Genomic DNA, 18,210 nt, shown 5'->3' on the forward strand with positions numbered 1-18,210 from the left:
AGTGTCGCCTGAAGGCGGCAGTGGCTCCCGCTACGTACCCTGAGTTACATGTCCGCGACCTCGTCTGCCGGCGTCCCGCATCCGTACCTGCACCGCAGCGCCGGGCGCGCATCGGTGCCCGGCCCCGATCGGGGCGCCTCCGGGCGTGCCCGTCCGACCGAGGCGCGCTTCTACCCGTCGTACGACGAGGAGCAGCCTCGCTCCGGCGGCCCGGCGGGGCCCACCGGGCCCGGCGGCCCGGGTGGCACCGGCGGATCGGGGCGGCGCGGCCCGCGACCGCGCTGGGGTCGGATCGCCCTGGTGGCCGGGGCCGCGGTGCTGGTGCTGGCGCTGCTCGGCAGCGTCGGCGCCTGGTTGTACGCCCGCAACCTCAACGGTGACCTGGCCCGCACCGACCCGTTCGCGGAGATCACCGGCGGTCGGCCCACCAAGACCGTCGATGGCGCGCTGAACATCCTGCTGGTCGGCAGCGACTCACGGGACCCGGACGCGCCGGTCGACAGCAAGAGTCAGTGGCGCGCCGACACGATCATCGTCATGCACATTCCGGCCGACCACCAGGAGGCCTACCTGGTCTCCATCCCCCGGGACCTGTACGTGCCGATCCCGGAGAGCGCCGGCGCGGACTGCGGCTCCGGCTCGCGCGCGAAGATCAACGCAGCGTTCGCGTTCGGCGGGCTGCCGCTGGCGGTACGCACCGTGGAGTGCTTCACCGACGTTCGGATCGACCACGTGATGGCGATCGACTTCGGCGGCTTCAAGGAGGTCACCGACGCTCTCGGTGGGGTGGACCTGAAGGTTGAGCGCACCATCACCTCGATCCACAAGCCGTACCGGACCTTCACCAAGGGCACCAACCACATGGACGGCGCGGAGGCGTTGGACTGGATCCGGCAGCGCAAGCAGTTCCCGGACGGGGACTTCGCCCGGATGCGGCACCAGCAGGAGTTCCTTCGGGCACTGATGGACAAGGCGGCCAGCACCGGCACACTGGCGAACCCGAAGAAGCTCAACGATTTCCTCAAGTCGGTGACCGCGGCCGTAACCGTCGACCAGACTTTCTCGGTTACAGACATGGCGCTGCAGTTCCGTAACCTGCGCGGCCAGAACCTCACCTTTGTGACCAGCCCGAACTCGGGCAGTGACACCATCAACGGCGAGTCGGTGGTGGTGTCGGACCGGGAGAAGGCGCTCGCGATGTACCAGGCCATGTCCGGAGACACGATGGCCGACTGGGTCAAGGCGAACCCGCCGAAGAGCAACGACGGCGGCTGACCGCGGCCCGGCTGGCACCAGCCGTTCGGGTCATCGAGCGGCGACGATCGACTGAGTCTGCGAAATTCGACGTCCGGATTGACCCGGGATGAACTCGCCAAGTCGATTTGATGTACGTACAGTGGTGCCGCCCCCTCCTGATCACGAGCTGGAGCATGCATGCCGGTTCAGGCCAGTCGTCGCCCCTCTTCCTCCGGATCCGCCGCCCCCAGCGGTCGAGTCGCTGCGGCCATACCCGCCCAGGCACGCCCCTCAGGTGGCGGGCCGGGCTCGCGCCCGCCCGGCAGCGGCGGTGGTGGTGGCGGTGGCGACCGCCCGGGTGGTGGTGGGTCGAAGAAGCGGACCAAGCGCAAGGACCCGCTCTGGGCCAGGCTGACAGTGGTCTTCGGTGCCGTGCTGATGCTGAGCAGCGGGGTGGCCATCGTCGGCAGCAAGGCGCTGATCGGGCAGGCGACCGGCGGCATCGCCAAGGGCAACCTGTTGGGTGAGGCCGGCAAGTCCGACGCCGAGGGCGGCGCGAGCCTGGACGGCCCGATCGACATGCTGCTGCTCGGTGTGGACGCGCGGGAGCGCTGGGCCGCCGACGACGTCCGCTCGGACAGCATCATCATCCTGCACATTCCGGCAACCCACGACCAGGCATACCTGATCTCGATCCCCCGGGACACCGAGGCGCAGATCCCGGCGTTCAAGAAGAGCGGCTACGGCGGCGGCAGCGGGAAGATCAATGCCGCGTTCCAGGCCGGCGCCGCCAACGGTGGCGGCTGGGAGGGTGGCGCCCAGCTGATGGCCCAGACGATCAAGCGGCTCACCGGGATCAGCTTCGACGGCGCGGCGATCATCAACTTCGGTGGCTTCAAGAACGTCATCGACACCCTGGGCACTGTGCGCATCTGCGTCAGCCAGGAGGTCAAGTCGCTGCACATGTCGTACGTCGACGGCAAGCCGATGTGGAACGCGGACGCCAAGAAGACCGGCAAGCAGCGGACCCCGGTGGTGCACAAGAAGGGCTGCCAGGAGATGGAGGGTTGGGCCGCGCTCGACTACTCCCGCCAGCGCAAGACCCTCAAGAACGGCGACTACGACCGGCAGGCCAACCAGCAGCAGCTGATCAAGGCAATGGCCAAGAAGGCCACCCAGGGCGGGATGTTGACCAACCCGGCCAAGATGAACAACCTGATCAAGGCGGCGGGCGAGGCGTCCGTGCTGGACACCGGTGGCGTGCCGATCGAGAAATTCATCTTCACCATGCGCGGGGTTACCGGCAACGAGCTGACCATGCTCAAGACCAACAACGGCACCTTCAACGCCAACAACAACAACACCGAGGGCCTGAACGAAGAGACGATGGCGATGTTCCAGGCGGTCAAGCAGGACAAACTCGCCGAGTTCGTCTTCACCCACCCCGAGGTGATCTCCAGCCGCAAGTGAGGCCGGGAGTGGCGGAAAGCCAGCGACGGCCTCCTCACCGCCCGTAGCCTGACGTGAGCAGGTTTCACGTATCGGCTGCGGGGAGGCTGTCACGTCCAGGTGGGGACGGAACGCAGCGGACCGGGCCGGAGCGGGCCCGTCCGCCCGGTCGCCTCGCGCCCGTTGGCCGCGCATCCTGCTCGGCATCGGCCTGGCTCTCGTCCTGCTGGCGGGGCTCGCCGTGGCCGGGCTCAAGACGCTCAGCCACCGCTACGACCGCACGGTGACCAAGGAGCAACTGCTCGACGCCGACGCCCGCACAGGGCGCACGGACCTGGACGGGCCGCTCAACTATCTCCTGGTCGGCTCGGACCGGCGCCCGGGCGACAGCGGGCCGGACCAACGCTCGGACACCATCCTCATCGTGCACGTCCCTGCCGGGCAGCGGGAGGCGTACCTGGTCTCCATCCCGCGTGACCTGCTGGTCACGATCCCGCCCGCGAACGGCTTCGGCGGCGGTCAAGACAAGATCAACGCCGCGTACGAGCACGGCGGCGGCGGGCAGGCCGGCGCCCAACTGCTCTCCGCCACCCTGCACCGGCTCACCGGAATCCGGTTCGACGGCGCCGCGCTGATCGACTTCTCCGGCTTCCGGAAGGTGATCGACCTGCTCGGCGGGGTGGAGATGTGCGTGGACACCGAGGTCCGCTCGATCCACACCAACCGGGTCTTCGCCACCGGCTGCCAACAGATGGACGGCGCGCAGGCGCTGGACTACGTCCGACAGCGCTACGACCTGCCCGGCGGTGACTACGACAGGCAGCACCACCAGCAGCAGCTGCTCCGGGCGATGTTGGACAGCGCCGGCAGGGCGGACCTGCGGAGCAACCCCGTCAAACTGGACCAGGTGCTCCGGGCGGTCGGCAGCTCGTTGACAGTCGACACCAACGGCGTACCCCTGGAGGACCTGCTCCTCGCGCTGCGCGCGCTGCCGCCCGACGGGATGCGCGGCGTCCAGGTGCCCTCCTCGCCGCAGACCATCGACGAGGTCTCGTACGTGGTGCTGGACAACGGCGGCAACGGGCTCTTCGAGGCGCTGCGCGGGACCCGGGTGCCGGCCTGGGCGCAGGCCAACCCCCGCTGGGTGACCCGGTTGTGACAGTGCCGACGGCCCGGTCGGTGCCGAACCGGGCCACGAGGATCTAGTGTTGCTTCCTGTGTTCGGACCCCAGGTTCCCACCGTGCCCGTGACCGAGATCGCCGACGAGACCTACCTGCTGGACGTGCGGGAGGACGACGAATGGGCGGCCGGCCACGCGCCCACCGCCCACCACCTGCCGATGATGGAACTGCCGGCCCGGCTGGCCGAGGTGCCCACCGACCGGGAGGTGGCTGTCGTCTGCCGTTCCGGCGGGCGGTCCGCCCAGGTCGTCGCGTACCTGATCAACAACGGCTGGGAGCAGGTGCGCAACGCCGACGGCGGGATGCGCCAGTGGGCTGCGGTCGGCCGACCGGTGGTCGACGCGAACGGGCAGCCCGGCCAGGTCATCTGAGGCCGGCGGAATGGGCGGGCCACTGGTCTTCGCGCACCGCGGCGCCTCGTTCGACCTACCCGAGCACACCCTCGCCGCGTACCTGCGCGCCCTCGACGAGGGCGCCGACGGCCTGGAATGCGACGTCCGGCTGACCCGGGACGGGCACCTGGTCTGCGTGCACGACCGACGACTCGACCGCACCAGCAACGGTCGCGGTCTGGTCAGCGCGCGTACGCTCGCCGAGCTGGACGCCCTGGACTTCGGCTCGTGGCACCCGGGCAGCGCCCCGGACGGCGACCTGCCACCGGACGAGTCGCACACCCGGCTGCTGACCCTGGCCCGGCTCCTGGACGCGGTGCTCGCCGCCGGGCGGCCGGTCCGACTGCTCGTGGAGACGAAGCACCCGTCCCGCTACGGCTCGAACGTGGAACGGCGACTGGTCAGCCTGCTGCGCCGGTACGGGCTGGCCGACCCCGCTCCGGACGATCCGGTGCAGGTCACCGTCATGTCGTTCTCCCCGCTGGCGGTCCGTCGGGTGCGCGAGCTGGCCCCGACGCTGCCCACGGTGCTGTTGCTGGAGGTGCTACCGCGCTGGCTGCGGTTGGGTCGGCTGCCGTTCGGCACCCGGATCGCCGGCCCGGGCATCGGCCTGGTCCGGGCCCGCCCGCAGTTGCTGCCCGCACTACGGGCGGCCGGCAACCAGGTGTACGTCTGGACGGTCAACGAGCCGACCGACCTGGAGCTGGTGCTGGCCGCCGGGGTGGACGGGATCATCACCGACCGGCCCGCGTACGCCCTCGCCCGGCTGGACCGCTGACCCATCGACCGGGCGGGGGTGCCCAAAACCGGGTCGGCGGGGCAGACTCGGCACATGCCGGAGCGTATCGATTTCCCCGCTCTCCTCGCCGGCCACACCGTCGTGATCGAGATGATCAACTCTGGGGACGCGGGCCTGCCGGTCCTCACCCAACTGCTCCGGGTGGCCCAGCCGGCGCTCGGCGCGACCGGGATGGCGTTCGTCGAGTTCGGTCCGACCGGCGGTCGCGTCATCGCCGCGACCGGCGCGGCGGAGTGGGCCCTCGGCCGACCACTGGCAGTCGACGACCCGGACACCGTCTGCCTGCTCTCCGGGCCACGGGTGCTCCAGGCGCGGGTGAGTGACCTCAACGGCAAGCTGGCCGGCGAGCTGGCCGGCAGCGGCCTGCGCCGGATGGTCGTCTCCCGGGCCGAGATCGGCGGTCACACGGTCGGCAGCCTGCACGCCCTCTATCCGGGCGACGACGAGCCGGGCGCCGAGCAGCAGGGGGTGATCGCCTACCTCGCCTCCTGCGTCGGGCACATGTACGGCGACCAGAGTGGCCTGCCGGTGCACGGCGACGGCCCGGTGGTGGCGGCTCTCGCCGACGGGCTGGCCGTCGTCGACCGGGACGGGCACGTCCGGCTCTGGAACCCGGCCGCCGCCCAGGTCACCGGCCGGACGGTCGAGCAGGCGCTGAGCCGCCCGTTGCCGTTCCCGCTGCCACCCTCCGGGCAGGTTCGGGACCACCGGATGCCGGACGGCCGCTGGCTGCGGATCACCTCCGGCGACCTGCCCGGCCCGGGAACGTTACGGGTGGTCACCTTCCGCGACATCACCGACCAGCAGCGCCGCGACCACGACCGCGAACTGTTCGTCGCGGTGACCAGCCACGAGCTGCGCACCCCGGTCACCGTCATCAAGGGGTACGCGGACACCCTCACCGACCACTGGGAGTCACTGACCGACGTCGACCGCCGGCAGGCGGCCCGGGTGATCGGGCAACGCGCCAACGAGCTGGCCCGGCTGGTCGACCGTCTGCTCAGCTCGGCTGCCGAGGTGGGGCCGGGCGACGACCCTCCAACCCCGTTCGACCTCGGCGAGGCGCTGCGCTCCGCCGTCGTCGACCTACCGGCGGAGCTGCGCCGCCGGCTGGTGCTCCGCCTCCCGAGCGACCTGCCCAAAGCGCTCGGTCACCGGCCCAGCCTGTCCACCGTGCTGACCGAGCTGACCACCAACGCCGGCAAGTACTCGGCACCTGGTTCTCCCATCGAGATCACCGCCTCGGGTGACGGTCATCTGGTGGCGTTCCGGGTCAGCGACCAGGGCATCGGCATCCGACCCGAGCACGTGGAACGGGCATTCGACAGGTTCTGGCAGGGCGAGTCCGGCGACAGTCGCGGCTACCCGGGGGCCGGGCTCGGCCTCTATCTCGTCCGCCGGATCGTTGAACAGCAGAATGGATGGGTATCCCTACGTCCGAGGACCGGCGGCGGTACGGTCGCAGAGGTGCGGCTACCACGCGGTTGACCAGGGGTGGCGCGACGTGGAGGCGACGGTGGCAGCGGCAACGAGGGATCGAGCCTGGTGCGTGGTGGTTCCCCACCACCCGGGCGGGGCACGGCTGGCCCGACACCGGCTCGCCGCCGAGCTGGCGGACGTCGTACCCCCGACGCTCCTCGCGGACCTGATCGCGGTGCTCGCGGAGCTGGTGGGCAACGCGGTGCGGCACGCCAGGCCGCTGCCCGGCGGCGTGATCCGGGTTGCCTGGCAGCTGCGGCCCTCGGCCGAGGGCACACTGATCCAGCTTCGGGTCACCGACGGCGGCAGCGCGAGCGCCGGGCCACGGCTCCGGACGGCCAGCCCGGACGCGGCGGACGGGCGCGGGCTGCACATCGTGGCTGGCCTGGCCACCCGGTGGGGCGTCGAGCAGGACGGCATGGGCCAGCGCGTCTGGGCGGAGTTCGACCCGGTGCCGACACCCCGACCCAACCTGGTGTCAGCGGGCTGAGGACGGCTCGGGCGGGTCCCGGTCACGCCGAGCCGCTCGGGGCTCTAGGCTGTGACGCCGTGACCAAGCGTCGAAAGAGCCAGCGCGCCGCCGCCGACACCACGCCCCGTCGCGAGAAGGTGCGGGACATCTTCGTGCCACGTCCGTTCGACGGGCTGGTAGACGAGTCCGAGTGGATCGCGCTGCGCGAGTTGGTGCCCGCCGCCTCCGCCCCGCTGCGGTTGGCGCCCGCCCTGGTCGAGGAATTCGGCGACCGGACGGCGACGCTCGCCACGGTGCTGCCCATGGCTGCCCCGGCCATCACCAAGCCGGACGGCCGGGTGCTGATCGGTCTCCAGCGCCACCAGCAGTCCGGTGACGTGTCGCGGGATCTGGCCGACGCGTTGCTCAGTGCGCTGCGTACCGAGCCTGGTGGCCAGGTGGCCGTGGCGCCACTGCCCGGCCCCGGGCCCCGGCTGCAGGACATCCTCGCGGACGGTCCACTGGACATCACCATGCACGACGGCTTCGACTTCTGGCTCGATCCCGGGGCGGCCGACGATCCGACCGTCCAGGCGTCGCTGGAGCGGGCGAACGCGGCGATCTACCCGACGGTCCGGCTGACCGCGGCCAAGGCCGCGTACTGGTGTCAGGTCCCGGAGAAGGCCCACGTGCGCTGGGTGCTGCCGGACGATGAGGACGCCGCCCTGGACGCGTTGGCCCGCCTCGGCGCGGCCGGCACGCTGACGCTTGGCGAGCAGACCAAGTTCGCCGGCATGTTCCGCGCGCACGGTCGACTCGTGCCGGTGTGGGACCTGCCGGAGGAGACCCCGGCCGCCGAGTGGGAGGAGCCGGTGGCGCAGTTCGCCAAGCGGTACGCCGAGGCGCTCACCGTCACCGACCCACTCGACGCCGCCGGCCGCCGGGCCCGTCAGGGGCTGCTCGGCCGCCAACTCACCCTGCGCTGAGCCGGGGCGGTCGTTCCGCTCAGCCGGGCGACGGCGGCGCTCGTCGCACGCTCAGCCGGCGACGGCTGCGCTCGTCGCGTGCTCAGCCGGCGACGGGTAGCGGGTCGCGGGTGATCGGGCAGGACATGCAGCGCGGTCCGCCCCGACCGGAGCCCAACTCGGAGCCGGCGATCGGGATCACCTCGATGCCGGCCCGCTCCAGTTGGGCGTTGGTCTCCGTGTTGCGCTCGTAGCCGACGCAGAGGCGGGGGGCCAGCGCGAGGGTGTTGTTGCCGTCATCCCACTGCTCGCGTTCGGCGGTGACCGGATCCAGCCCGGTGTCGATGACCCGGAGCAGGTCGAGGTCCATCGCGTCGGCGGCGGCCCGCAGGAACGGCGCCGGCCCGTCCACCCGCGGGTCCTCGCCGTTCCCGCCGGCGATCACCGTGTACGCCGACAGCGTGCTCGCGATGTTGGGGTACATCAGGACGGCGTCCACGTCGACCATCGTGCACACCGTGTCCAGGTGCATGGTGGCGCGCTTCTGGGCGATCGGCACCACCAGGATGGTGTGGGCCAGGCCGGCGGCGAAGACCTGCCGGCCGAGGCGTTCCGCTCCGGCCGGTGTCGTCCGCTCGCCCACCCCGACCGCCAGCACCCCGGGCGCGAGCAGCAGCACGTCCCCGCCCTCCAGATGCTCAAGGCCGGGGCGGTAGACGAACTCGGTGCCGGCGAACCGGGGGTGGTGGCGGTAGATGGCGTCGGTCAGTGTGGTCTCGCGGCGGCGGGCCGGCATGGCCAGGCTGGTGACACCCACCCGGTCGCCGATCCACAGCGACGAGTCGCGGGTGAAGAGCAGGTTGGGCAACGGGTCGATGACGAAGTCGTGTCGGTCCATCAGCGTGTAGACCAGTCCGCCCGGCCGCTCGGAGCTGATCCGCAACTCCTCGTGGGCCAGCCCGGCGGTGAGCACGTCGGCCAGCGCGGCCGGGTCCAGGTAGGAGAGGTGGTCGGCGACGCGGGCGCGCAGCGTGTCGCCGAGCCGCCGGGAGCGCAGCACCTGCTCGGTGAGTTCGGCCCGGGCGTCCGCGACGGCAAGCGTCTCGGCCAGCAGGGTGGCCAGGTAGAGCACCTCGACGCCGCGCTCGCGCAGGGCGGCGGCGAACGCGTCGTGCTCCTCCTGGGCGCGCCCCAGCCAGGGGATCGCGTCGAACAGGAGCGAGTCGTTGTTGCGCGGGGTGAGCCGGGCCAGTTCGGGGCCGGGCCGGTGCAGCAGTACGGTGCCGAGCCGCCCGACTTCACTGTCGACGTAGTGGGTCACTCCCGCAGCGTAGGGCAGGGTTTAGCGGCATCCGAGAAAAGAACTGTGGATGAATATGGCATTCATCCACAGTCACTCCGGCGCTCCGGCTTGCCGAACACCGGTAGTGGCAACGTAGGGTAGTGAGGACATAACTTCGAGGGACCTTTTGCCGGAGGTCGCGATGACTGTCTTTCCCGCACGACGAGCCGTACCGTCCGCTCGGGCACTGCCGCCCGTCGCGGTGCCACACCCCCGCGTCGAGGCGCCGGGGGTTCTCGAACCGGTCCGTCCGACACCGCTCGAATGGGCCCGCCGCCGTCGGGCCGAGCGGGGTGCACGCCGCCTGGAGGCGGCCGGGGCACGGGCGCTGGGCCAACTCGACCATCTCGGGCCTGCCTGGCACGTGATCGAGTGGCCGCGCACCGACGTGACAGACGTCCTCGACCGCGGTCAGGACGACCGAGCCGGGTTCCTCGCCATCGGGCCGAGTGGCCTGTTCGCCGTCACCATCGCCGACCACGGCCGGGCCAGGGTGCTCGTCGCCGGCGACGTGGTGCAGATCAACGGCAAGCGGCCCCCGTACGTGGCCGAGTCCCGCCGGGACGCCAAGCGGGCCAGCAAGGCCCTCTCGGACGCGGTGGGGCTGCCCGTTCCGGTGACGCCGGTGCTGACCTTCGTCGGCTCGGGCGTGATCAGCGTCTACGGCCTTCCGAAGGACTGCCTGATGGCCACCCACCGGGAACTGGACCGGCTGCTCGTGGCCGGCGGCAGCCGGATCAGCCCCGCCACCGCCGAGAAGCTTTCCCGGGTCGCGCAGAACCCGGGCACCTGGCTGAACGGCACGTACCGTCCAACCGCCGACTACCGGTGGTACGACGAGGGCCGAACGGCCGCTGACAAGCCGGCCCACCGCCGGTAACGTCACCGGCGACGCCACGCGGCTCCGGTCCCCCCGTTCGCCTCACCGGTCTCCGCGCCGTCACCGGTCGCCTCGGTTCACGCTGAGCGCCCCGGTGACCCGGTGCGCTCGGTGATTCCGTCGGCGACCCGCTAGCGTGGACAGTCGATCGGTGCACATAGGAGGCGCGGTGGCCCACGTCGAACTTTCGCTCTCGGAAGCGTTCGTGCCGGCGGCGCGGGCCTCGACAGAGCCGGAGTCCGACAACGTCGGCCAATGGTCGTCGACAGTCTCCCGGGCCGACGAGCCGTGCCTGCTGATCGACGCCGACACCCGGGTGGTGGCGATCTCCACGGCCGGTTGCGAGCTGCTCTGTCTCGGTGAGCCAGCCGGGCTGATCGGGCGACCGTTGCTCGATGGCGGGCTGCGCCTGCTCGACTTCACCGCCAACCGGGGCGAGCTGACCGAAGCCGAGATCGACAAGATTCCGCCCCTGCTCGCGCTCTCCTCCGGCCGACTCGCCCGTGGGCTACTCAGGGTGCAGGCCGCCTCGGCGAACAGCTCCGACGCGACAGTCGACGCGATCTCCACCCCGGTGCTCACCGACGGCACCGTCACCGGCTCCCTCACCTTCTTCTCCGAGGTCTGACCTGCGGCGCAGTGTGTCCTTCGCCGCACGTGGCGTGGCCTGGATGGGTCCGTACGAAGGCCGTAGGGTGCCCTCATGCTCGATATCGCTCTGCTGCCCGGGGAATACGCTCTGTGCCGGCTGGCCGCCGGCAGCACAGTGCCGGACGCGCTGTCGAGCGGGCTGCGCGGCGCGGACGTGGTGACGGTGAGCTGGACCTCCGACGGGATCTCCGTGATCTGCCCGACCGAGCGGGCGCCGGCACAGGCGGTGGTGGAGACGACCTGGCGCTGCCTACGGGTCACCGCCCCGGTGACGCTGGCCGGCACCGGCAGCCTGGCCGCGCTGGTCGACCCGCTCGCCGAGGCGCGGGTCAGCGCCGTCACGTTCTCCACGTTCGACACCGACTACCTGCTGGTGCCCACCGTCCGGCTGACCGAGGGCACCGCAGCGCTCCAGCGCGCCGGGCACCGCGTCACCGGCTGACCTTCACCCGACCGGCCGCTCGCCCTACGATGGGCTCGGCCACCCCGGCCGCGACGAATTCTCCGATGTCCCGAGGATCGGCCCGTGCCGTTCACCCCACCCCCGCCCGCGTCCCCCTCACCGCGGTCGACGGTCCACCCCTCACCGGCGGCTCATGGCCGGGCAGCCGACCGCGTTGCGGCGCGGAGCCTCGCCCGAGTCCTGCCGATGGCGCTCGCCGTCGCGGCGCTGGCCGGCTGTGGCGCCCCACCCGGGCTGGGGGAGCCGACCAGCGCTCCCACTCACACCGCGGCCCCGACACCGTCCGGCCCGAGCACCCCACCGGCCACCCCGCCCACCACCGCGCCGTCTCTCGGTACTGTCACGCCCACCCCGGACGCCGGGTTGGTCGCGACGGCCTGCCGCAACGGGCCGACCGGCCAGCGGGTGCTGCAACTGTTGCGCGGCCGGGCCGGAGTGCTGCCGGCGAACGTCCGGACCCAGGTCCGCACCGGGCCGCTCTGCGCCGCTGACTGGCAGTTCACAGTGCTGACTGTGACCGGGCACGAGGAACTCCAGGTGGTCACCCGGGGCGAGCCCGGTTCCCCGGTGCTGGTCACCGCCGGAACGGACGTCTGCACCATCGAGGTACGCGCCACCAGCCCGGCCGGGATTCGCGCCCTCGCCTGCGACGCCGGCCCGGCCAACGGGCCGGGTGCGTAGGCTGGTCGGCATGCCGGGAACACCGCCGACACGTTTCGTCTTCCTCGGGCCGGAGGGCACCTTCGCCGAGCAGGCCCTGCGCTCCATACCCGCCGCCGAGCGCGGCACCCGTACGCCTGCGCGCAGCGTCGGAGAGGCGCTGGACAGCGTCCGTGCCGGCGACGCCGATGCCGCGCTGGTGCCACTGGAGAACTCGATCGGCGGCGCGGTGGGCGTCACGCTGGACGAGATGGCAGAGGGCGAGCCGCTGGTGATCACCCGTGAGGTGGTCCTGTCGGTGGAGTTCGTGCTCGCCGCGCGGCCCGACACCCCGCTGACCTCGATCCGCACCGTGGCGGCCCATCCACAGGCGTCCACCCAGTGCCGGGGCTGGTTACGCGACCACCTGCCCGACGCCGTGGTGGTCGACGTGCTCTCCAACGGCGCGGCCGCCGCCGGTGCCGGCACTGGCGAGTTCGACGCGGCGATCTGCGCACCGATCGGGGCCTCCCGGCACCGACTCACCACACTCGCCGACAAGATCGCCGACCACCCCGACGCGGTGACCCGGTTCGCGCTGGTGTCCCGCCCCGGGCCGCCACCGCCGCCGACCGGTGACGACCTCACCTCGCTCGCGGTCTACATCGCCCACGACCGGGTCGGCGCGCTGCTGTCCGTGCTGATGGAGTTGGCCGTCCGTGGGGTCAACCTGACCCGGATCGAATCCCGGCCGACCGGCGAGGCGTTGGGTCGCTACGTGTTCTTCCTGGACTGTGCCGGCCACGTGGCCGACGTACGCCTGGGCGAGGCGTTGCAGGGGCTCCGCAGGGTCTGTGCCGACGTCCGCTTCCTGGGCTCCTACCCCCGGCACCGGTGGGCCGAGGCGGGCGAACGCCCGGTGCCCGCGCCAGCGGGCCTCTCCGACGTCGACTACGCCGACGCGGCGGCCTGGCTGACCCGCCTGCGTACCGGCGAGTTGACCTGACCGGCGCGGGGCGCCCCCAGGAGAACGGGGGCGCCCCGCGCCGCGGTCAGCTCGACAGATCAGGTGCGCCCCGCGCCACTCGCGGTCAGCTCAGCAGACCGCCGAGCAGGCCGCCCTCCTGCTGCTGCTGGCCACTGCCCATGACCGGCGGCTCCTCGGACGGCTGCACCACCACGAAGCCCTGACCGGCGAAGCTCATGGTGAACGACTCACCGGTGCGGCGTCCGAGCAGAGTGCCGAGGCCGAGCTGCTCGGCCCGGTGGTAGCCGGTCTGGAGGTTGGCCGACCAGCAGACCGCGGCCTGGGGGTCGACGTATGTCGGAGCGTCCACGTTCAGCACGACCGGGGTGCCCTTGGTGGTGATGGCGATCCGCCCGTAGCCGCTGAACACACAGTTGAAGAGGCCGGACGAGGACGCCATCCCGGCGCCGCCGACCATCCTGATGTCGTACTGGAGGGTGGAGTCGAAGGCGAGCACGCTGCTGCCGTTGATGGAGAGGGCGTCGCCCGGCTCCAGGTCGATGATGTGCACGTCCTTGGCCAGCTCGGCGAGGAAGACGTCACCCTGCCCGGTGACCTTCATCAGCGGGACGCCCTCGGGGGTGAGCTTCTGCTTGAGGAACTTGCCGAGCCCACCTGAACCCAACGCCTGGAACTGCACGTTCCCCTGGTAGGCGACCATCGACCCGACCCGGGCCATCGCCTCGCCGTTGAGCTCGATCTTCAACATCTTGGAGTTCTGCAACCGCATGCCGGGCTGCGCGGACTCCTTCTCCAGATTCTCCGCGGAGAACAGCTCGCTGCGCATGAAAGGGCCTCCTGAATAGTGTCGCGTTCGCTGCACCGACGGTAGGCGACCTCGGCAAGCACAGGCCGTCGGACAGACGGCGCGGCGCGGGCGGGTCGTGCGGCGCGCGGGCTCAGCCCCAGCCCAGCGAATGCAGGCGCGCGTCGTCGATGCCGAAGTGGTGGGCGATCTCGTGCACCACTGTCACCGCCACCTCGTCGATGACGTCCTCGTCGTTGTCGCAGATCCGCAGGATCGGACGGCGGTAGATGAAGATCCGGTCGGGCAGCACGCCGGAGTAGTCCCAGCCGCGCTCGGTGAGCGCATGCCCCTCGTAGAGGCCGAGCAGGTCGACCTCGCCCGGTGGCGGGTCGTCCTCGACCAGGATCACCACGTTGTTCATCAGGCCGAGTAGTTCTTCGGGCACCTCGTCGAGGGCTTCGCCGACCAACTCCTCGAAGCGCTCACGGCTCATCTCCACCGGCACCTCGCCCATTGTGCCCGACGCGGGGGCACGCGGCCCGGTCCTGCTGGACGACAGTGGCCGTCGTCCGCACATGCACGGAAGAAGCGACCACCCAGGATCGGGCGGAGGCTCCTTCCGTGGACGTACCGGTGTGGGTCTGCTTGCTCAGGCAGCCAGGCGGGCGTTGAGGGTGATCTCGGCACCCGGCGAGAGCAGGCGGGAGATCGGGCAGTTGGCCTTGGCGGCCTCGGCGAGCTTCTGGAACTCCGCGTCGTCGATCCCCGGGACCTGGCCGACCGTCTCCAGGTCGATCCGGGTCACCGTCATGCCGGCGTCGGTCTTGTCCAGGTGCACCTTGGCGGTGGTCTCGACCGAGGTGGCCGTCGAGCCCGCGTCGGCGAGCGCCTTGGAGAACGCCATCGAGAAGCAGCCGGCGTGCGCCGCGGCGATCAGCTCCTCGGGGTTGGTGCCCTCACCCTCCTCGAAGCGCGACTTGAAGGAGTAGTTGCCGGACAGGCCGCCCTTACCGGTGCGGATGGTGCCCGCGCCCTCGGTGAGATTGCCCTGCCATTGTGCTGAAGCGGTACGGATAGGCATGGGGCAAACGCTAGCGGAAAGGCGACCGCCGAGCGACAGACCGGCGCGCTCGCCAGCCCTGCGATCCCTGTCACCACCAGCTTGCTGTGCCATGATGCGACACAGGTCCGTGACCGGCGGAAGGGTGGCCGATGTCCGAGGAGCTTCCGATCCCGCGACAGGGTGACCGATCCGAGGCCCCGGCGGTGATCGAGTGGGGTGCCGACGAGCCGGCCCCGCGACGCCGCTTCGCCTGGTCCCTGGGCGACCTCGCGCAGGATCCTCGGCTGCCCCTGCTGCTCGCCGGTCTGGGCGCGGTGGCCGCGATCGCCTCGCTCATCGGTGAGTGGCTGGTGATGAGCCTGCCGAACGGCGGGCCCGACGGCAATGCGACGTTCGAGGTGCCTGCCGGGGTGTCCGAGGTCGGTGGCTTCGGGGTCGGCTATCTGGTTGGGCTTCTCGCCCTCGTCTGCGCCGTGGCGCTGACGTTGCGCGGCACGGCGGCCGTGCGGCCGAACGCCCGGCTGACCGGCCTCACCCTGGCCGGTGCCCTGCTGATGCTGCTGCTGGCCGCCACTGCCAGCCTCGACAACCCCGGTCAGCGAAACTTCTTCTACTCGCTTGAGGACGGCTTTCACATCGAGTACGGCCGTGGGCTGGTGATGGCGTTCGTCGCCTGTGTGCTGTTCGGGGCCGCCCTGAAGCTGGCCCCCGCCGCACCCTCCGGCGCGTTCGGGCCGCCGGACGACGACCGCTCCGCCGACCCGCCGGCACCGCGCCCCTGGCGCCGCCGCAGAGGCCCCGACCCGATCGAGGACGGCCTACCGGCCCCAGCCGACCTGACAGTCACCCCCGCCGCCCCTTTCACCCGCCCCGACCCCCAGCCCTGACCCACCCTCACCCACCCACCCACCCACTCTCACCGCGGCGATCTTGCACTTACTGCGCCGACATACAGCGCATAACACGCAGAACGGCAACCGAGAGTGCAAGATCGCGGGGACGGGTGGGGGCGGGGCGCGGGGGCGGGGTTGGCGTCCGATTCGCCTGGAAGCCATGGATGCGACCCGTTCCGCGAGGTACGGTTGCTGCCCGCCGTCACTCCGGGACTCGGGTTCCCTGACCCCTGGCGGTGCGACGGCGGCGGGCGAAGGAGGAACGATGACCCGCCCGGGACTGCCCAAGTTGATCGCGACCGACCTCGACGGGACGCTGGTCCGTAGCGATGACACCGTCTCCGCGTACACCCATGGGGTGCTCGACCGGGTGCGCGCCGCCGGGATTCCGGTGGTCGGCGCGACCGGACGCGGCCCTCGGTTGACCGAGTTGACCCGCAACGACATCCGGGCCGCCGACTTCCTGGTGATGGCCGGCGGCGGACGGGTGGTCGACCAGAGCGACCCGAGCGGCCCGGTGGTGCTCCGCGACGAGCGGTTGCCCGCCGAGGTGCTGGCCCGGCTCCTCGCCGACCTGGAGGCGGAGGTCGGCCCGCTGACAGTGATGGTCGAGGCGTCCGACGAGCACGACGCCCCGCTGTGGGGCGACTACCACGAGAGCTGGCCCTACCAGGACCGCTTCGAGGCGCGCACTCGCGACGAGTGCCTCGCCTGCGACGTGATCAAGGCGTTCGCCCGGACCGCCGACCATCACGTGGACGAACTGCTGGCGGTGGCCCGCCGGGTCGTCCCGCCGCAGGTCGCCACGCTCACCCAGGCCGGGCTCGGCTTCATCGAGATCTGCCCGCCCGGCGTGGACAAGGCGACCGGGCTGACAGTGGTGGCGCAGACCCTCGGGGTCGACCCGGCCGATGTGCTGGTCTTCGGTGACATGCCCAACGACCTGCCGATGTTCGAGTGGGCCGGTTGGTCGCGGGTGGCAGTGGCCAACGCGCACCCCGCGCTGCGCGCCGCCGCCGACGAGGTGACCTTGCGCAACGACGACGACGGGGTGGCGGTGTATCTGGACCGGCTACTGTCCCGGTAATGGGAGACACACCCCGCCTCATCGCCACCGACATCGACGGCACGCTGATCCGCGACGACCACACAGTCAGCCCACGCACCGCCGACCTGCTCGCGCGGATCTCCGCGCGAGGCACGCCGGTCGTCCTGGTCACCGGCCGTCCGGTCCGCTGGCTCAAGATGGTGTACGACCAGCTCGCCCGACCGCTGCCGGCGGTCTGCGCGAACGGCGCCGTCGTCTACGACCCGTTCGAGGACGAGGTGGTACGGGCTGACCCGCTCGCCCCGCACCACCTGGCCGAGGTCGCCCGGAGGCTACGGGCCGAGGTTCCCGGGATCAGCTTCGCCGTGGAGATCCTGGACAGCCGGGAGATGCGGCACGAGGCGCACTACCCGCTGCGCTGGGACGCCGACGCCAACGGCATCCGGCCGATCGAGACGCCGGAGGAGTTGCTTTCGGTGCCGGCGGTGAAGCTCCTCGCCCGCGCCGGCGAGCAGGACCCGGATGCCTTCGCCGAGCTGATCGCCACGGCGGTGGCGGGGTTGGCCGAGGCAACGCACTCGTCGTCCTCAGGGCTTGTGGAGATCTCGGCAGCCGGGGTGACGAAGGCTGCGGGGCTGGCCTGGTACTGCGACCAGCTCGGGGTGGCCGCGGCTGACGTGCTGGCCTTCGGCGACATGCCCAACGACGTGCCGATGCTGACCTGGGCCGGGCGTGGCGTGGCGGTGGCCAACGCGCACCGCGCCGTCCTGGCGGTCGCCGACGACGTGACGACGGCGAACACCGAGGACGGCGTGGCGGCGTACCTGGAGAAGGTCTTCGGGGTGGACTGAGGTCAGAGGTACTGACCGGTGTTGTGACCCTCGCCGCCGCCCGGCTGGCCGATGCCCGGCATCCCGGGGACGACCCCACCGGGGCCGCTGGGCAGCGCCTGCCGGCCGCCGCGCATCTGCTCCAGCTGCACCCGGGCGGCCATCTGCTGGGCCACCAGGGCCGCCTGGATGCCGTGGAACAAGCCCTCCAGCCAGCCGACGAGCTGGGCGTGCGCGATCCGCAGCTCGCCCTCGCTGGGGGCCTTGTCCTCGGCGAAGGGCAGCGAGATGCGCTCCAGCTCGTCACGCAGCTCAGGGGCGAGGCCCTCCTTGAGCTCGACGATCGACCGCTCGTGGATCTCCCGCATCCGGTTGCGGCTGGCGTCGTCGAGAGGCGCGGCCTTCACCTCCTCCAGCAACTGCTTGATCATGCTGCCGATCCGCATCACCTTGGCCGGCTGTTCGACCAGGCGGGTCGGGTCCTCACCCTGGCCCTCGTCGGTCTGCATCGTGCCGATCGGCCGGCCGTCCGGGCCAACCACCACCACCGTGCCGGAGTGGCCGGAGTCGTCGGGGCCGGGCTCGTCGTTCTGTCCAGCGGAGCGCGCTTCGGTCATGGGGTCCATCTTTACCCAGCGGACGCGAGCCATGCCGGCCGGGACCGACTACCGGG

21 protein-coding genes are annotated in these 18,210 nt (G+C 71.5%); 16 read left to right on the forward strand and 5 right to left on the reverse strand.

All coding sequences use genetic code 11. The features are described from left to right. Nucleotides 1–48 precede the first annotated feature (48 nt). From MED01_RS19535 to MED01_RS19570, 8 genes are all read left to right on the forward strand, one after another. Complete coding sequence (locus MED01_RS19535) at nt 49–1,275, forward strand: LCP family protein (RefSeq protein ID WP_238670002.1); 1,227 nt, start codon at nt 49–51, stop codon at nt 1,273–1,275. 159 nt (nt 1,276–1,434) lie between these two features. Further along, nucleotides 1,435–2,706 carry an LCP family protein gene (locus MED01_RS19540; protein WP_238670003.1) on the forward strand — a complete coding sequence of 424 codons (1,272 nt, stop codon included), beginning with the start codon at nt 1,435–1,437 and terminating at the stop codon, nt 2,704–2,706. A gap of 220 nt (nt 2,707–2,926) precedes the next feature. Next, a complete protein-coding gene (locus tag MED01_RS19545) occupies nt 2,927–3,844 on the forward strand; it encodes an LCP family protein (RefSeq protein ID WP_372493686.1) in 918 nt (305 codons plus the stop codon). A 58-nt stretch (nt 3,845–3,902) separates the two neighbouring features. Next, complete coding sequence (locus MED01_RS19550; RefSeq protein WP_030487745.1) at nt 3,903–4,238, forward strand: rhodanese-like domain-containing protein; 336 nt, start codon at nt 3,903–3,905, stop codon at nt 4,236–4,238. Between the two features lie 10 nt (nt 4,239–4,248). Further along, the gene (locus MED01_RS19555; RefSeq protein ID WP_238670004.1) at nt 4,249–5,037 is read left to right on the forward strand and encodes a glycerophosphodiester phosphodiesterase; all 789 of its coding nucleotides are present in this window, start codon (nt 4,249–4,251) and stop codon (nt 5,035–5,037) included. Between the two features lie 54 nt (nt 5,038–5,091). Next, nucleotides 5,092–6,546: a PAS domain-containing sensor histidine kinase gene (locus MED01_RS19560; protein WP_238670005.1), complete on the forward strand. Its 1,455-nt coding sequence runs from the start codon at nt 5,092–5,094 to the stop codon at nt 6,544–6,546. Between the two features lie 61 nt (nt 6,547–6,607). Next, entirely contained in the window at nt 6,608–7,027 is a 420-nt protein-coding gene (locus tag MED01_RS19565) for an ATP-binding protein (protein WP_238670057.1), read from the forward strand. Nucleotides 7,028–7,086: 59 nt separating this feature from the next. Continuing rightward, nucleotides 7,087–7,974: a DUF5926 family protein gene (locus MED01_RS19570; RefSeq protein WP_238670006.1), complete on the forward strand. Its 888-nt coding sequence runs from the start codon at nt 7,087–7,089 to the stop codon at nt 7,972–7,974. A gap of 82 nt (nt 7,975–8,056) precedes the next feature. Here the strand turns inward: MED01_RS19570 and MED01_RS19575 are convergent, their stop codons facing one another. Further along, entirely contained in the window at nt 8,057–9,274 is a 1,218-nt protein-coding gene (locus tag MED01_RS19575) for an arginine deiminase (protein ID WP_238670007.1), read from the reverse strand. Between the two features lie 163 nt (nt 9,275–9,437). On the opposite strand from MED01_RS19575, the gene MED01_RS19580 reads away from it, so the two are divergent. The 5 genes from MED01_RS19580 to pheA all read left to right on the forward strand — a co-directional run bounded on the left by MED01_RS19580 (nt 9,438) and on the right by pheA (nt 12,934). Next, nucleotides 9,438–10,175, forward strand: coding sequence for a hypothetical protein (locus MED01_RS19580; protein ID WP_238670008.1), 738 nt, complete (start codon nt 9,438–9,440; stop codon nt 10,173–10,175). A 169-nt stretch (nt 10,176–10,344) separates the two neighbouring features. Continuing rightward, entirely contained in the window at nt 10,345–10,803 is a 459-nt protein-coding gene (locus tag MED01_RS19585; protein ID WP_238670009.1) for a hypothetical protein, read from the forward strand. Between the two features lie 75 nt (nt 10,804–10,878). Beyond that, a complete protein-coding gene (locus MED01_RS19590) occupies nt 10,879–11,268 on the forward strand; it encodes an ACT domain-containing protein (protein WP_238670010.1) in 390 nt (129 codons plus the stop codon). A 207-nt stretch (nt 11,269–11,475) separates the two neighbouring features. After that, nucleotides 11,476–11,970, forward strand: coding sequence for a hypothetical protein (locus MED01_RS19595; RefSeq protein ID WP_238670011.1), 495 nt, complete (start codon nt 11,476–11,478; stop codon nt 11,968–11,970). 10 nt (nt 11,971–11,980) lie between these two features. Continuing rightward, a complete protein-coding gene (gene pheA / locus MED01_RS19600; protein WP_238670012.1) occupies nt 11,981–12,934 on the forward strand; it encodes a prephenate dehydratase in 954 nt (317 codons plus the stop codon). Between the two features lie 85 nt (nt 12,935–13,019). On the opposite strand, the gene MED01_RS19605 is transcribed toward pheA, so the two are convergent. The 3 genes from MED01_RS19605 to MED01_RS19615 all read right to left on the reverse strand — a co-directional run bounded on the left by MED01_RS19605 (nt 13,020) and on the right by MED01_RS19615 (nt 14,784). Then, nucleotides 13,020–13,742, reverse strand: a complete 723-nt coding sequence (locus MED01_RS19605) for an AIM24 family protein (RefSeq protein ID WP_238670013.1) — start codon at nt 13,740–13,742, stop codon at nt 13,020–13,022. Between the two features lie 112 nt (nt 13,743–13,854). After that, nucleotides 13,855–14,202, reverse strand: a complete 348-nt coding sequence (locus MED01_RS19610) for a metallopeptidase family protein (protein ID WP_238670058.1) — start codon at nt 14,200–14,202, stop codon at nt 13,855–13,857. Between the two features lie 150 nt (nt 14,203–14,352). Then, nucleotides 14,353–14,784, reverse strand: a complete 432-nt coding sequence (locus MED01_RS19615; RefSeq protein WP_091396762.1) for an OsmC family protein — start codon at nt 14,782–14,784, stop codon at nt 14,353–14,355. 131 nt (nt 14,785–14,915) lie between these two features. Here MED01_RS19615 and MED01_RS19620 point away from each other — a divergent pair, with 131 nt between their 5' ends. The 3 genes from MED01_RS19620 to MED01_RS19630 all read left to right on the forward strand — a co-directional run bounded on the left by MED01_RS19620 (nt 14,916) and on the right by MED01_RS19630 (nt 17,558). Then, entirely contained in the window at nt 14,916–15,653 is a 738-nt protein-coding gene (locus MED01_RS19620) for a hypothetical protein (RefSeq protein WP_238670014.1), read from the forward strand. Nucleotides 15,654–15,924: 271 nt separating this feature from the next. Beyond that, on the forward strand, nt 15,925–16,746 hold the full coding sequence (locus MED01_RS19625; protein WP_238670015.1) for an HAD family hydrolase: 822 nt from the start codon (nt 15,925–15,927) through the stop codon (nt 16,744–16,746). After that, nucleotides 16,746–17,558 carry an HAD family hydrolase gene (locus MED01_RS19630; protein WP_238670016.1) on the forward strand — a complete coding sequence of 271 codons (813 nt, stop codon included), beginning with the start codon at nt 16,746–16,748 and terminating at the stop codon, nt 17,556–17,558. Before MED01_RS19625 ends, MED01_RS19630 begins: the two co-directional genes overlap by 1 nt. A gap of 2 nt (nt 17,559–17,560) precedes the next feature. On the opposite strand, the gene MED01_RS19635 is transcribed toward MED01_RS19630, so the two are convergent. Beyond that, nucleotides 17,561–18,163 (reverse strand): bacterial proteasome activator family protein, encoded by a 603-nt coding sequence (locus MED01_RS19635; RefSeq protein WP_091396749.1) that lies wholly within the window; start codon nt 18,161–18,163, stop codon nt 17,561–17,563. Nucleotides 18,164–18,210: the final 47 nt, after the last annotated feature.

Origin of the sequence: Micromonospora alfalfae, assembly GCF_022230925.1 — a bacterium.
Taxonomy (GTDB): Bacteria; Actinomycetota; Actinomycetes; order Mycobacteriales; family Micromonosporaceae; genus Micromonospora; species Micromonospora alfalfae.